General features: G+C 40.5%; 16 protein-coding genes and 1 pseudogene. 11 read left to right on the plus strand and 6 right to left on the minus strand.

Going from position 1 to position 15,782, the window contains the following annotated elements; translation table 11 throughout:
- The 11 genes and pseudogenes from WBM98_RS11525 to WBM98_RS11575 form a co-directional block, all read left to right on the plus strand.
- A pseudogene (locus tag WBM98_RS11525) lies at positions 1–281 on the plus strand (tetratricopeptide repeat protein); the annotation flags it as partial.
- Entirely contained in the window at positions 281–2,062 is a 1,782-nt protein-coding gene (locus WBM98_RS11530; RefSeq protein ID WP_424366169.1) for a BatD family protein, read from the plus strand. The pseudogene WBM98_RS11525 and the gene WBM98_RS11530, both read left to right, overlap by 1 nt.
- A gap of 3 nt (positions 2,063–2,065) precedes the next feature.
- The gene (locus tag WBM98_RS11535; protein ID WP_424366170.1) at positions 2,066–2,824 is read left to right on the plus strand and encodes a tetratricopeptide repeat protein; all 759 of its coding nucleotides are present in this window, start codon (positions 2,066–2,068) and stop codon (positions 2,822–2,824) included.
- A gap of 57 nt (positions 2,825–2,881) precedes the next feature.
- Positions 2,882–3,181 carry a hypothetical protein gene (locus WBM98_RS11540; protein WP_424366171.1) on the plus strand — a complete coding sequence of 100 codons (300 nt, stop codon included), beginning with the start codon at positions 2,882–2,884 and terminating at the stop codon, positions 3,179–3,181.
- A 164-nt stretch (positions 3,182–3,345) separates the two neighbouring features.
- Positions 3,346–4,938 carry a SulP family inorganic anion transporter gene (locus tag WBM98_RS11545; protein ID WP_424366172.1) on the plus strand — a complete coding sequence of 531 codons (1,593 nt, stop codon included), beginning with the start codon at positions 3,346–3,348 and terminating at the stop codon, positions 4,936–4,938.
- 25 nt (positions 4,939–4,963) lie between these two features.
- The gene (locus WBM98_RS11550; RefSeq protein ID WP_424366173.1) at positions 4,964–5,836 is read left to right on the plus strand and encodes a universal stress protein; all 873 of its coding nucleotides are present in this window, start codon (positions 4,964–4,966) and stop codon (positions 5,834–5,836) included.
- On the plus strand, positions 5,833–6,462 hold the full coding sequence (locus tag WBM98_RS11555; RefSeq protein WP_424366174.1) for a carbonic anhydrase family protein: 630 nt from the start codon (positions 5,833–5,835) through the stop codon (positions 6,460–6,462). Before WBM98_RS11550 ends, WBM98_RS11555 begins: the two co-directional genes overlap by 4 nt.
- 92 nt (positions 6,463–6,554) lie before the next feature.
- Positions 6,555–7,181, plus strand: a complete 627-nt coding sequence (locus WBM98_RS11560; RefSeq protein ID WP_424366175.1) for a carbonic anhydrase — start codon at positions 6,555–6,557, stop codon at positions 7,179–7,181.
- An 88-nt stretch (positions 7,182–7,269) separates the two neighbouring features.
- Entirely contained in the window at positions 7,270–9,138 is a 1,869-nt protein-coding gene (locus WBM98_RS11565; RefSeq protein ID WP_424366176.1) for a SulP family inorganic anion transporter, read from the plus strand.
- A gap of 112 nt (positions 9,139–9,250) precedes the next feature.
- Entirely contained in the window at positions 9,251–10,270 is a 1,020-nt protein-coding gene (gene pheS, locus WBM98_RS11570) for a phenylalanine--tRNA ligase subunit alpha (protein ID WP_424366177.1), read from the plus strand.
- 13 nt (positions 10,271–10,283) lie between these two features.
- Positions 10,284–10,679, plus strand: a complete 396-nt coding sequence (locus WBM98_RS11575) for a hypothetical protein (protein WP_424366178.1) — start codon at positions 10,284–10,286, stop codon at positions 10,677–10,679.
- Between the two features lie 6 nt (positions 10,680–10,685).
- On the opposite strand, the gene WBM98_RS11580 is transcribed toward WBM98_RS11575, so the two are convergent.
- The 6 genes from WBM98_RS11580 to WBM98_RS11605 all read right to left on the minus strand — a co-directional run.
- Positions 10,686–11,171 (minus strand): YciI family protein, encoded by a 486-nt coding sequence (locus WBM98_RS11580; protein WP_424366179.1) that lies wholly within the window; start codon positions 11,169–11,171, stop codon positions 10,686–10,688.
- A gap of 1 nt (position 11,172) precedes the next feature.
- The gene (locus tag WBM98_RS11585; protein ID WP_424366180.1) at positions 11,173–11,640 is read right to left on the minus strand and encodes a CYTH domain-containing protein; all 468 of its coding nucleotides are present in this window, start codon (positions 11,638–11,640) and stop codon (positions 11,173–11,175) included.
- Between the two features lie 99 nt (positions 11,641–11,739).
- A complete protein-coding gene (locus WBM98_RS11590; RefSeq protein ID WP_424366181.1) occupies positions 11,740–12,906 on the minus strand; it encodes an MFS transporter in 1,167 nt (388 codons plus the stop codon).
- A gap of 13 nt (positions 12,907–12,919) precedes the next feature.
- Positions 12,920–13,849, minus strand: a complete 930-nt coding sequence (locus WBM98_RS11595) for an ROK family protein (protein WP_424366182.1) — start codon at positions 13,847–13,849, stop codon at positions 12,920–12,922.
- A gap of 11 nt (positions 13,850–13,860) precedes the next feature.
- Entirely contained in the window at positions 13,861–14,598 is a 738-nt protein-coding gene (locus WBM98_RS11600) for a GntR family transcriptional regulator (protein WP_424366183.1), read from the minus strand.
- Positions 14,599–14,639: 41 nt separating this feature from the next.
- Positions 14,640–15,782: GH36-type glycosyl hydrolase domain-containing protein (locus WBM98_RS11605; RefSeq protein ID WP_424366184.1), on the minus strand; the 1,143-nt coding region annotated here is incomplete at its 5' end.

Consider the following 15,782-nt stretch of genomic DNA (forward strand, 5'->3'; position numbering starts at 1 on the left):
GTGATAAGAAAGATCAAGGTGATGATGGGGATAAAGACGACGAAAAAAAAGAGGCCGACAAAGAAGGGGACGGGGATAAAAAAGAAGAGGATAAAAAGCAACCCGAGCAAGGTGATCAACCTCAACAAAAAGAAAAGCAACAACCTAGACCCAATCAACTTTCCCCGCAGCAGATTCAAAATCTGTTAGAGGCTATGCAAAATGAGGAGAAGAAAGTGCAGGAAAAAATTGATGCCCAAAAAGTCAAGGGTGCCAAAGTTAAAAACGAAAAGGATTGGTAATGAAAATAGGCTTTAAATATTGTATGGCATTGCTTCCCTTGTTGTTCATGACACTTACAATGAACGCACAGGATGATGCCGTAACCTTTGAAGCGAACCTGAGCAAGGAAAAGCTGGGCATTAACGAAAGGCTGCGGATAGAATTTACCATGAACCGGGACGGTGATGATTTCACACCTCCTGATTTTAATGGTTTTCGTGTAGTATCAGGCCCATTGCAGGCCATAAGCTCTTCATGGGTCAATGGGGTACGCTCCTATTCAAAAACCTACTCCTACACCTTGGCCCCGACAGCTCGTGGCAAATTCACCATCAAACAAGCTTCTATTGTCATCGATGGAAAGGTCTATAAATCCTTGACTAAAACCGTAGAAGTTACCGCAGCGGTCGATAAGCCCAGCGACGATATGACGATTGATGATTATGCGGACGACAACCTGCATTTAGTGGCGGAGGTGTCTAAGACCAATCCCTATTTAAACGAAGAGATAAGTGTGGTCTATAAACTCTACGTGAGTCCATCGATCCGCGTATCGAACTATCGCCCACTCGATAATCCCAAATACAATAACTTTTGGAGCCAAGATATTCCCGTACAGCGATTAAGTGCCGAAAATGGTACTTATCAAGGGAAAGCCTACCGTTATGTAGTCTTAAAGCGGGTCGTGCTTTATCCCCAAAAATCAGGGAAATTGGATATAGAACCCCTTACCCTTGAGGTAACGGTAGACGTTCCGACGAACAAGCGTGATTTTTTCGGGGGAAGGGTTTATTCACAGACCAACAAGACCGTATCTGCCGGGAATAGGACCATCAATGTAAAGGCATTGCCCACTGCAGGGAAACCCGAGAATTTTGGAGGTGCTGTCGGTGAATTCGATTTTTCGGTCACAACCAGCAAGACCCATTTAAATGCATCGGAATCGCTTCAGGCCAATGTGGTAGTAAACGGTAAAGGCAATCTAAAATTATTTCAATTGCCAGCACCCGAATTGCCAGGTTCCCTTGAGGTTTATGACCCTGAACACAATGAAAATGTTAGCACTACCTTGGCCGGAATGCAGGGTAAGATAAGTGACAGTTATACCATTGTCCCTTCTTTCAAGGGCAAATACCCTGTGCCTAGCATATCGTTCAGTTATTTTAATCCGAAATCGGAAACCTATCATACGATAAATTCTGAAGAAATCATGATCAATGTAATCGAGGGGCCTACGAATGCCTCTGGGACCGCAACAACAAACCCCATGAATGCCAAACAGTCGGTGGTCACCACAGGAAATCAGTTCAATTTTATTAAACTCAACCCTGATCTTTCAGCTAAAGGCGCTGATTATTTCTTTGGTTCCGTTTATTTTTATGCGTGGTGGTTATTACCACTGGCCCTGATCCCGTTGGCCATCTTATTCCATAAAAAACGCGATGCCATCGCAAGCGATGTTGAGGGTAATAGAATTAAACGAGCCAACAAACTGGCAAGGAAATATCTGTCGGAAGCCAAGAGAACCCTAGGGAATAAAGACGCATTCTACATTGCCTTGGAAAAAGCATTACATAATTATTTAAAGGCCAAATTAAAAATCGAGACTTCTGAATTCAGTAAGGATAAAATTACCAGCCTATTGTCTGATAAGGAAGTGGAAGAAGGTACAAAAGAAGGATTTATAGGCTTATTGAAAAATTGTGAAATGGCACGATACAGTCCATTTTCAGATGTTCAAATGCATCAGGATTATGACAAGGCGAGCGAAGTCATCTCTAATCTCGATAAACAATTATAAACATTGAAAAAGCTATTTTATATCATTGTATTGTTGACAACCTTCATCGGAAAGGCCCAGAATGAAGCGCTATTCAATAGGGCAACGGAGGCCTATAATAATGGTGACTACCAGAAAGCCATCGAGTACTATAATGGGATTCTTGAAAATGGTCAGCATTCCGCTGCATTATATTTCAATTTGGGCAATGCCTATTACAAATTAAACCAAATCGCCCCAAGTATATATAATTATGAAAAGGCGCTCTTACTATCCCCCAGTGATCAGGAAATAAAAAACAATCTTTCCTATGCGCAAAATATGACACTCGATGCCATTGAGGTTATGCCAGAGACCGGACTCGCGAAAATATACAAAAGTCTGACGGGGTTCCTATCCTTCGACCAGTGGAGCTATGTAGCCATAGGGTTTATGCTCCTTTTTGTAGTGTTGTATATCGCTTTCTACTATTTCAATTACGCCTTGCACAAACGAATTGCTTTCGTTACCGGTATCATATCCTTATTGATATCACTAATGACCGTGGTATTCGCCTTTATACAATACAATGATTTTATGGCTGATCAACCTGCCATAATTTTTGATAACGAGGTAGGTATTAAATCGGAACCCAACCAAGGAAGCCAAGAGATTTTTGTGTTACATGAAGGGACCAAAGTCAACGTATTGGATGAATTGAACGAATGGAAAAAAATAAAAATCGTTGACGGCAAAACGGGTTGGATACCATCGGAAAGTATAAAACTGTTGAAAGATTTTTAATATTTCATTAACTAACAATAATAGTAATACTATTATATTTGTGAAAAAATAGAGTAAATGGTTAGGTCGAACATTCTTATTACCTTACTTGTAGTATGGATTTTCGCCATTGTGGCTCCGAGCGTTTTAACTTTGATTAATACGGACAACCCTGTTGTAATTACGAATCTTACTGAAGAGGAACAACAGGAGACTGGGAAAAAATCCCAAGCAGAGGAAAAATTCGTGCATATCGACCCCGCTCTTTTTTCCCCTCTTTCTCCCCTAAAAAAATCTAAAATAGGTTGTTTTTATAATAATGGTATTAGCAATCTTACCCTAGAAATTCCCGTTCCTCCCCCAGAACCCTTAGGTTAGTCAAATCTAATTTTCCGGCTATTTTAAAGTAGTGCAGCATTGTATGTGTTTTCACATCATGAGTTTTAAGTGTTCGCTACAAGTATTACTATAGCCAAAAAATCATTTCTTTTAATGAACTAACCTGTCTTCATTCCTTTTGAAGACAAAAATTTATTGTAAATATGTTTAAATATATTAAGAACGACCTTCCCGCAAGTGTCGTGGTATTTTTTGTTGCATTGCCCTTATGTTTAGGAATTGCCTTGGCCAGTGGTGCCCCCCTATTTTCAGGATTGATTTCCGGTATCGTAGGTGGTATCATTGTTGGTGCCTTAAGTGGTTCAAAGATTGGTGTTAGTGGTCCGGCCGCAGGTTTGGCAGCCATCGTTCTAACCGCCATAGGTGCTCTGGGTGGTTATGAAAATTTTTTGGTTGCTGTAGTATTGGGGGGTATCATACAATTGATTTTCGGTTTTCTAAAAGCAGGGGTAATAGGGTATTATTTCCCCTCTTCTGTAATTAAAGGGATGCTTACCGGTATCGGGATTATCATCATTTTAAAACAGATTCCCCATTTTTTTGGATATGACCCTGACCCTGAAGGCGATTGGGCCTTTTTACAAGTTGATGGTGAAAATACCTTTTCCGAAATATTCGAAACGGCAAACAATATAAGCCCTGGGGCTACATTAGTTGCCATTCTAGGCTTGGCGATCTTGCTGTTGTGGGATAAGGTTCTTTCAAAGAAGGGTAAAATCTTTCAGTTGATCCAGGGACCTTTGGTCGCTGTAGCAGTCGGAATTATTTTCTTTATCATTACTCAAGGTCATGATACCCTTTCCATTTCAAAAGACCATTTAGTCCGTGTTCCCATTCCTGAAGATGCATCCTCGTTTTTAGCTCAGTTCAGTTTTCCAAACTTCGGGGCCATCACAAATCCTGAAATATGGATAACAGCTTTTACCATTGCACTTGTAGCCAGTCTTGAAACGCTTTTATGTGTAGAAGCCACCGACAAATTGGACCCTCATAAGAATGTAACCCCAACAAATCGGGAACTTCTGGCACAGGGGGCAGGTAACATCATCTCTGGTATGATCGGAGGACTTCCGATAACCCAAGTAATCGTTCGTAGTTCCGCCAATATACAATCTGGGGGAAGGACCAAGCTATCTACGATTATACACGGTTTTCTATTACTCATATCAGTAATACTTATTCCAAGATTATTGAACATGATACCTTTATCGGTCCTGGCTGCAGTTCTGTTTATAGTCGGTTATAAACTGGCTAAACCCGCCTTGTTCAAAAAAATGTACAAACTAGGATGGAAACAATTCGTACCCTTTATCGTTACCATACTCGGTATTATTTTTACTGATCTCCTGGTCGGAATCGGTCTTGGTCTTGGTGTAGGAATTGTTGTGATCCTACTGAAAAGCTACCAAAATTCACATTTCCTTCATATAGAGGACAAGAGTAATGGCAAGCATAAAATAAAAATGTCATTGGCTGAGGAAGTGACCTTTTTTAACAAAGGTGCGATCCTAAAAGAATTGGACAGTTTACCGAAAGATACCTATCTGGAACTTAATTTGCTTAAAACCAGATTTTTGGATAATGATATTATCGAAATTTTGGAAGATTTTGCCTTTAAGGCCAAAGAACGGAACATCGACATTCAACTGGTATCCAAAAGGGGAATTGTGGAGAATCCGACGAGCTTCATCGAATTTTTTGAAAACAGACCCAAGTCAGAAATAAGCTTAAGTTAAGTATCTCAAATAAATCTAATAAAAAATGAAAACAAACAAATATAAAATCGTCGTACTTTCAGATTTGAAAGACACGATACAAACCATTTTAAAAAGTACAGTTAGTCTAGCTAAAATGATTGATGGGGAAATCGAAGTTTTCAGTGTTCTTAAACCTACTGAAATGGTCGAGAAAGAAAACCAGCTGTCCGCCATGAGATCGATCAATTCCGTCCAGACAAAGAGCAATAGTGCCTTGAGAAAAACAATCGCCCCCTTAGCCCAAGAATATGGAGTTCCAATAAACTATTCCTTTGCTGTCGGTAATGTAAAAAACGAGATTGCCCGATATTTTGAGAAACATAAACCAAATATCGTTGTTTTAGGCAAGAGGAAAACAAAACCATATCAGTTATTGGGTGATGGTATCACTTCATATGTCCTCAACCGTTATTCGGGAACGATAATGATAACGAATCATAAAAATGTTCTTGAACCCAACAACGCTCTTTCATTGGGCATTCTCAATGGTTCCGGATCTTTGATGAACAAACCTTTGACATCGGAATTGATGGCCTTCAGCGATAAACCGCTGAAGAACTTTAAGTTCATTAAGGATTCGAATATGACCGATACGACACAAACCCTTTCTGATAAGAGAACTGTGGATTATGTATTCAATCACAGTGATAACGCCTTGAACAACCTTACCAACTACGTGGCCAAGAACAAGATCAATTTGCTTTTTATTGACAGGGAAAAAGGATTTGACGCTCAAAAAAGTAATTCAATCCATTCCGATATAAAAGGGATTATTGGCAAACTCGACACCAACCTCATGTTCACCTCGGTAAGTGAGGCAACTTTCGGGAATTCAATTTTAAAAGATAAAAAAGAACTTAATAAAAGCATATTATGAAAGCACACACAAAAGAGACACAAGCTACGATGACGCCCACGAAATCCTTACAATTCTTAAAGGAAGGGAATCAGCGTTTTCAAAATAATCTCAAAGCGAACAGAAACCTATTGGAACAGGTAAACGATACCAGTGAAGGACAATTTCCGTTCGCGACCATTTTAAGTTGCATTGATTCACGGGTTTCCGCGGAGCTTGTATTTGATCAGGGATTAGGCGATGTGTTCAGTATCCGCATTGCAGGGAACTTCGTGAATGAAGATATCTTAGGAAGCATGGAGTTTGCTTGTAAATTAGCAGGCACCAAACTAATCGTTGTTCTTGGGCATACCAGCTGTGGAGCGATCAAAGGTGCATGTGACCATGCCCGAATGGGTAATTTGACGGCATTGATCAATAAATTAGAACCTGCCGTCGCTGCCGTAAAGGAACCTAAGGATGAAAATCTTCGCAATTCCAAAAACTTGGAATTTGTGGACAATGTTTCTGTAAAAAATGTAGCGCTTACCATTGAGAATATACATGAACGTAGTAAAATCCTCTCTGAAATGGAAGCCAAAGGAGAAATCAAAATTATCGGGGCTATGTACGATATATCCACGGGTGCCGTGGATTTTTACGAATAGTGAATAATTTAATGTTTTACTAAATAGCCCATACCAAATTAAGTATGGGCTTATTTACCTATCTTTCCTTAGTAATCTAGTTAACAATAATTATGAATATAGATACTGTTTTTGAAAACAATAAGAATTGGATCGCCGAAAGACTTTCCACAGATCCCGACTATTTTAAAAAAATGGGGCAAGGGCAAAAACCCGAACTATTATATATTGGCTGCTCTGATAGTAGGGTGACCGCTGAAGAATTGATGGGTGCGCAACCTGGAGAGGTTTTTGTACATAGAAATATTGCCAATATGGTCATCAGTATTGACCTTAATGCGATGTCGGTAATCAATTATGCGGTAGATCATTTAAAGGTGAAACAAATAGTAATCTGCGGACATTATGCTTGCGGGGGCGTTCAGGCGGCCATGGAATCCGCAGACTTGGGTATTCTGAATCCTTGGTTACGAAACATACGTGACGTTTACCGCATTCATAAGGATGAACTTAATGCCATAGACGATGACACGAAAAAATATGACCGTCTTGTAGAACTCAATGTCAAAGAACAGTGTGTGAACCTGATTAAAACGGCAGCAGTTCAAAAAGCCTATAGAGAACGAGGGCTAAAAGTTCATGGATGGATATTTGACATCCATACAGGAAAATTAATAGACCTGAAAATCGATTTTGAAAGATATCTAAAGGATATCATGGAAATCTACCACTTAGACTGATTCCTGGTTTTAAAGCAAAAGGGAGCAACAATCTTGGCTTTTGATTTGAAAAATCATATATTCTATATTAAAATAGAAAATAATCTTCATGAAAAATCTATTTACGAATCTAAAGGGCGATTTGTTTGGGGGTATTACCGCAGGAATCGTTGCCCTACCACTGGCATTGGCATTCGGAGTAAGTTCCGGTTTGGGCCCTAGTGCAGGTCTTTATGGGGCTATTTTCATAAGCTTTTTCGCTGCACTTTTCGGAGGAACAAATACGCAGATATCAGGCCCAACAGCTCCAATGACGGCTGTAAGTATGGTCGTAATAGCGGGTATCATCGCCATTAATGACGGTAGTATTGAAAAGGCCCTTCCTGCTATTCTTGTCATATTTCTACTAGCGGGGTTAATGCAAATAGCACTTGGCTTAATCGGTGTAGGTAAGTACATTCGTTATATCCCATATCCCGTGGTTTCCGGGTTTATGACCGCCATAGGTGTGATCATATTGGTAACCCAAATATTACCTGCAATTGGATACTATCCTAAAGAGGATGAAGCCTTCGTGGAACAATTCAAACCACATGCGGAAGAAATCATTCTTGATAATATCCTTAAAGAAGAGGCCGGTGAGGGTATTTTAGTGCTTGAAAATTTTGAGGAAACCATTCGAAGAGCAAAGGATATCACAGATGAAGATATGCTCAAAGAAGCACGTACTCTAGCGAAAACGGAAGCGTCCGGGGTAATTGGTTCGATCAAAATACTTCCTAGGGCATTGCAAAATATTAGTTGGATCGAAGTTATTCTAGCACTCTCAACAATTATAATCATTTATGGCTTTAAACGCATAACCACTGCCATACCTAGTGCTTTGGTGGCCTTGATCGTAGTTTCGGGGGTAGCTTATGGTTTTGGCTTGGATTATAGACCTATCGAAGAAATCCCCAGCGGTTTTCCTTTGCCCAATTTTGAAATTTTTACTGAATTTAAACTGAGTTCAATCACGCCCTATTTTTTTACCGCCCTTACTTTGGCCCTGTTGGGAGCAATCGACTCCCTATTGACCTCGGTCGTGGCGGATAATATGACAAAAACCAAGCATAACCCCAACAAAGAGTTGGTCGGCCAAGGTATCGGTAATAGTATCGGAGCCATTTTTGGTGGTATTCCTGGAGCAGGCGCCACTATAAGAACAGTAGTTAACATCAATGCTGGTGGTAAAACCAAATTATCCGGTATGGTCGCTGGGTTACTATTATTGATTATCTTATTGTCCCTGGGACCAGTGGCCTCTCAAATCCCAGCTGCCGTTCTAGCGGGGATTCTGGTGACCGTAGGAATAGGGGTAATGGACTATAAGGGATTGAAAGCTATTCCTAGTATGCCAAAAGATTTAAAATTAGGTCCTTTAAAACTCAGTTCAGAAGTGGTCATCATGCTTGTGGTATTGGTCCTTTCCTCGGTCTGGAATTTGGTCTATGCCGTCGGGGTCGGACTGGTTATTGCTTCCCTTATGTTCATGAAACAAATGGGTGACCTCACTGCTGAAAGATCCGATGTTAAGACACTGGGTAAGGAAAAAGGTTGGTCAGATGAGGCAAACTTCCCCAAGAACCTTATAGAAGAGGTATATATAAAACACCTCAAAGGTCCGTTGTTCTTCGGATCAACTAACGAATTCCAAGCATTGGCAGATCAAATTCCTGAAACGGCCTCCTATGTAATCATACGTTTGGATCGTATGCAGTATATGGACCAATCTGGCCTTTATGCAATGGAAGACGTTTTACAGGAATTGAACAAAAACAAGGTAACTGTTCTCTTCGTTGACCTGCAACGCCAACCTAGGTATATGATGGAACGAATTGATATTATTCCAGACTTTATACCCGAAGAACATATCTTTGAAACCTTCCAAGAGTGTACTACTTGGATAAAAGAGCATGTAAAGGATAAATACCAATAGGATTTTTATAACAAAAAACTACCGTACTTTCGATAGAGGCACGGTTTTTTATTGGTTCTATTTTGATTATACTTCGTATATTATTTTAAATTTGTCCTCTTAGTTTAGCGTCATGATCGATAAGATAAAGGAACATATAGCGGAAGTTGAAAATTTCACCGCCGAATCCAAAGAAGCCATTGAAGCTTTCCGTATAAAATATTTGGGGAAAAAAGGGTTGTTGAATGAATTTTTCGCTGCGTTTAAAAATGTGCCTCCTGATCAAAAGAAAGAATTTGGGCAGACCATCAACCAGCTTAAATTAGTTGCTACCGAAAAAGTGAACCAACTTAAGGAAGCGCTCGATAGCACAACGGAAGTTACAGGTAAGTATGGGGATTTGACCCGACCTGGGGAAGCCATGGCCCTTGGTGCAAGACACCCCATTTCCATTGTTAAAAATCAGATTATCGATATCTTTTCCAGAATTGGGTTCAATGTATCCGAAGGACCCGAGATCGAGGATGATTGGCATAACTTCAGTGCTTTGAACTTACCCGAATACCATCCTGCGAGAGATATGCAGGATACCTTTTTTATCCAGACCGATCCAGATATCCTATTGCGTACACATACTTCTTCAGTTCAAGTACGTTATATGGAGAATAATAAACCGCCCATACGTACCATCTCACCGGGGAGGGTGTATCGAAACGAGGCTATTTCTGCCCGTTCGCATTGCTTTTTCCATCAGGTTGAAGGGCTTTATATTGACAAGGATGTTTCTTTTGCCGATTTAAAACAGACCTTACAATTTTTTACGACGGAGTTGTTTGGCAAATCGAAGATCAGACTCCGTCCTTCCTATTTTCCATTTACCGAGCCTAGTGCCGAAGTTGATGTGTATTGGGGCTTAGAGACGGAAACCGATTACAGGATGACCAAAGGTACTGGCTGGTTAGAGATTATGGGTTGTGGCATGGTTGACCCCAATGTGCTTGAGAATTGCGGTATCGATTCGAAAGATTATTCAGGGTTTGCATTCGGAATGGGCATAGATCGCATCGCTCTACTGTTACATCAAATATCGGATATTCGCTTATTGAGTGAAAATGATGTTCGCTTTTTAGAGCAATTCAAAAGCACATTATAAGAGTTCCTCCGTTTTGAAAAAGGATATTGAAATACCCAAAGTTAAAGCTGTATATATTGCCCTCATTCAGGAAAGGAACGATGATTTTCTTGAAAAGACATGGAATGCCTACCTCATAAATGATGGGAGTCTACCCGTAGAGCTGGTTTTTGTCGTGTCAAAAGGGTATGATGGTGATTTGAAAACCGCCACGATGAGGCATCATATGGAAGCATTGGAGGCAAAATCCTATCAAAAACTGGAATTCGTTCATAAAGAGGTCCTTGATTTGACCAATGAGTTTTATGTTACCTACTACTTACATGGCCAACTCTACGAAAAACGGTTTGTTTTTGAAAAAGGATCAATTTCAGAAGAAAATCTGACCCAAATTCCACTTTTAGAAATAAAAGGTGTTCTTGCTAGTTGATTGTCATCAACGCAAGGAGAACCCTTTCGCAGCCCACCATGGGTGTATTTCAATAACCAATCTTCCGGTTTTAACCATGGGATCCATATGAGCCAAACTATCGGCCATTTCCAAGGTTGGGGTATTGTAAATGGTAATACCTCGTATATCGCCATCATCACCAAAGGGTCCGGAAATATCCGCAAAACCATTAGTGTACATTCGGCTAAGATGTTGAAGGTGCAGTGCTTGTAGACTATCGGCTTCCGCTTGGTTCTGCGACCGATTTGGCCCTCTCTTTAAAAAAGCGATAAAATATTGTTGCATAAGAATGGTGTCCTTAGTGGTTTCTTCCACAAAATCAAAGGTTTTATATCCTTTTAGTATCAGTTCTTCATTGATTTGCCTGATCGTTTTTTCTTTTACCACCTCCTCGATTTCTTGCGGAACTTTATGTTCCTCCTTGCATGCAAACAAAGTGAATAGGGCCAATATACACGTTAAATACTTCATTTTACCACGATTTATAAGGTTGCTTACTTAATACCGAATTATAATATTTCAGTTCTCCCGTGACTTCTTTCCCAAGCCATTCAGGGCGTTCAAATACGGCGTTTTCATCTTGCAGTTCTATCTCAGCGATTACAAGCCCTGCATTGGCCCCTAGAAATTCGTCCACTTCAAAAATATAATCTCCCACTGGGATTTCATACCTGTTTTTTTCAATTGTGGTTTTTTCACATAGTCGGAGTAAGGCATCTGCCTCTTTCGCATTGATTTCTTTTTCCCATTCAAATCGGGATGTACCCGATTCATTCGATATGCCCTTTACGGTTATGAAACCCAAATCTCCCTTCAGCCTAACTCGAACAGTACGGTTAGGGTGTGTGTTCAAAAAACCTTGGACTATTCTGATTTTTGTGGAAGCTTCCTTTTTATAGGCATCGCCTTTCACCAAAAATTTACGTTCTATCTCCACCATATTCGAACCATCTTAAAAATTAAATGTATGCAAATGAAACCAAAAATCCCCATAAATAAAATGGGGATTCTTGAAATATATGAACGGATTTATTTTGGTTTAGGCCATATCTGCCTTATCCCTTTTTGCCGCAAATGGGATGATCAACATATATGCAAAACATGACACAAGTACTATAAGGCTGCCTATGATCCCCGAAGTGGAACTTACATAGCCCATAATCGGTGGAATAATAGCCCCCCCGACAATAGCCATGATCAATAGCCCCGATATCTCGTTTGATCTGGATGGCATTTTGTTGATCGCTATTGAAAATACCAAAGGGAACAGATTACCTGCCCCAAGACCCACAATGAAAATGGCGATATAGGCCATCATTTCGGTAGTGGAGAACATAATCAACAGTGTGCCAAGTATCGCTAAGACCGTAGTGGTCACCAAAAAGAACACCGGCTTTAAAAATTGCAATAAAATGGCCCCCACAAACCTACTGATCATCAATGCCGTAAAATAAATGCTGATCCCGTAGGAGGCATTTTCCAAGGTAAGCCCGTGAAGTTTCATTAAAAATCCTTGAATATTTGAGTTCATTCCCACATCAGCCCCAACAATAAGGAAAATGGCAATTACCATTGTAAGTACAAATTTATTGGTCAATAACTTCATGCATGAACTAAAGGTGGCCGGGGATTCTGATTTAATATTCTCCTCGATCTTGGTCATGGAAAGCCATATTACATTCGCTAGCGAAATAAGCGCGTATACGACAAAGACCAAGATCCATTTGTCATAAGTGATCGCCAAATACGTTGCAATTATGGGGCCCGTCAATGATGTGATGGCCTTAATGAACTGGGAGAGGCTTAAGAAACTTGAAAGTTTTTCCTTGGGGGTAACTTCCTGTAACAACGGGCTTGCTGCCACCTGTACGATGGTATTCCCGATACCCATAAAGACAAAGGCAATAAGTACCACTACAAAGGAATAATAAATGAAAGGGATGAGCAGCCCAAGAATGGTAATGATAATTCCAAGATTCATCATTTTCTTTTTACCGATCTTATCCTGAAGAATCCCCACAGGGATAGAAAAAACAAAAAACCAAATGAACACCATCGACGGAATAAACTGGGCCATAGAATCTGAAAGACCAAAATCTTTCTGCACGTACCCCGTTGAAACGCCAACGATATCAACAAATCCCATAACAATGAAAGTCAGGAATACAGGGAATAATTTACTAGGTTGAATTTTATTGGAAACCATATATTAAAATTGTTTAAAGTTCAGGAAGTTCATTTTTTACCAGGTTCCAAAAATCAGGCACAAAGAGTTTAGCACTGCCGATAATGGCAGCATCTTCCAATAATGGGGATATCTCAAACGCTGTTTGCAATCCTGCCTTTTGCAATTCACTTTTTAGCATGGGTAGAAAAAGGTCGCTGGCCTTAGAAATATTTCCTCCCATGACAATAATCTCAGCTTGGAACTTTTTGACAAACGGAATCATAAATTCTGCCATATTACTTCCGAACTCATTGAAAACCGCTCTTGATTCCTCTGTATTCGCCTCGGCAATCTCCTTTACGCCCTTAACGCGTTTCGAGGTAATCTCATAATAGCGTTCAATACACCACCGCGTAGAGAAATAATCGTCGCTAATGCCCGATTTATAGGGTTTGTCCCATAAACAACCATCTTTAGGTACGTCATCTGAATTTACTTGGGGCACACCATTATTGATGAATGCTGAACCAAATCCTGTTCCCAAAGTCACCACTATGACTTTTTTGCAATTCTTGGCCTTCCCCTGTGTGGAAACCCCCACACCAAAAGCTGTGGCATCATTCAGAAACCTGAGGTCAACTTGTTCGCTATTGATGAATTTAGGCAATTCTTGAGGAATCGAAACGTTATACAGACTTTCGTATTTATCATTATCTCCCTCAAAAAGGGCCACTCCCGTTTTATAGTTAAAAGGCCCGGGGATGGCAAATCCGATAGTTGCCCTGTTTTGTAAGGATGCACTTTCAATAGTCTTGTTGATGGCTATGCACCAATCTTGCATGATGATTTCCTTTGATGCCTTATTATTTATCTTGGCTGAAAAAGAACTGTTCTGAAGAATCTCAAACGTCCTTAAATTAACAGCTGCGCTCGTAATATGGCTTCCTCCTACATCTACCCCTATTGCAATTTGGTCGGTCATAAAATGTATATTTAAAGTTCTCTTTTTATTTCAATATCGTAGGTAATGTAGTCCGTATGATAGAATACGATATTATATTCGACGGGTCTATCCCCAGGGTCACATACCAAACGCTCTCTTCTCAAAATAGGTGTTTTCGGCGCAACATCGAGGATGGATACGAGTTTTTTATCGGCTTTTATCGCACTGATGCTTTCCTTGGAAGTGGCTACTATGGTATCATGGGCGGTCTCCAATAATTCGTACAAGGGCGTCCTGAAATCTTCCTTCCCTGTTATGCCCACCCTAGGATGAAAATAGGATACGGAATATAAGTATTTGGCATTTTTTGACCCCCTTATTTTTTCGAGTTTCCATATTTTCTTGGATTTCGAAGTAGATAAGGCCCCATATACCTCATCCGGTGCAATTTCAAGGGAAATGGTTACCAAATAATCGACCACCTCGATTCCCTGTTTTCGCATTTCCTTTGTGAAACTGATCCAATTATCGAGCCGTGTGGCGATTTTTTTGTTGACCACTTTGGTGCCAACCCCTTTTTTTCGTTGAATGAGATGTTCGTTTACTAAGGTATTGACCGCCTGACGTACCGTATTTCTGGAAACGCCTAATTTTTTAGCCAGGGTTACTTCCTTGGGCAAAAACCGCTTCCCACTACGATATTCATCCTGAACAAGCAGTGTTCTAAGGTATTCCTCTATCTGTGAATGCAGCGGAACAGGGCTGTTCTGGTTTAATTTAAAATCCATAGTCAAACTGTTTCCATATTGCTCCGTTGGTCACCTCCCACCTATTCACTATTGGAATTTGCCCATTCTTCAAATGTAAGGATTGCTGTGTAAAGTACACCAGCCGAACCTCGAAAAGTACCTGAACCTTTCGGCTTATTATCCACAGTATACCATTCATAAAATCCATCGTTCTTTATTACCCTATCCGTCATCGGCATTATTTGCTGATAGGCGTCGGCAACAAAACCATACTTCACCATTTGCTGGATCATACGTGCTCCGAACCAGGTCCAATCACCCCCATTTTGATAACTATATTCAGGATTCATGATTTTGTTCTCAAAGTATCCTGCGGGATAAGGAGGATATAAGGTTAACCCGATCGAGGGAGCACCGGCCTGTTTCACCCTTGAAATCATTTCATCAATGGAATTCCGTATTTCCTCTTTTGAAAGCAATCCTGCTTCTATGGCTACTGCCGTACCTCCAAAGTAATAAATTTCATTCTCATTGAAACCCTCTGGAAATGGCGAGCCATCCAAATAAATATGGGGTATGAATTTTTGGGCTTCATCATCCCAGAGTTGTTTTTTTGCGTTTTCTGCCAATTGGTTACGTATGGGAAGCCATTTTGACTCTGTTTGTGGCAACAATTCAATCAGATTATCCAAGGCAATGATCAGCATTGCGTTGTCATAAATGTCAATGGCCCTGTGGGTATTCCCATCAATGTCGACCCCCCAACCGTGCTCTGGTTGCACATCGCCCCAATCGGCGGTAGTCGCACCCCAAATTAAACCATGCTCGGTAGAGAAGCGTTTATCCATTAAAAAATGCATGGCCCATTCCATACGTTCGGCGACGGTCTTATCGCCAATTTCAACATCTAAAATGGTCGTATCCCCTGTTACTTTCACGTATTTAAAAACGGTCTGTATCAAGGAGGTTTCCTGATCGGTTTCCACGGTGTTTTTATGACCGGCATAACGAGGCTCCAAATCCGAATAACTAAAATCGGTTTCTTCTTTGGAAATTGCTTCTGCAGGGGTAAACCCATCAATAATATTGCCATCATCACCCTGCATGCGGAAGAAGACCAAAAGGTTTTCCTTTAATTCCTCGGCCGGATATACTTCTGCAGACAACTCTATAAAGGTGTTATAGTCCCGGATCCAAACCTCGCGATAACCATCCCCGGCATT

This window comes from Maribacter sp. (assembly GCF_049667165.1).
Taxonomy (GTDB): domain Bacteria; phylum Bacteroidota; class Bacteroidia; order Flavobacteriales; family Flavobacteriaceae; genus Maribacter_A.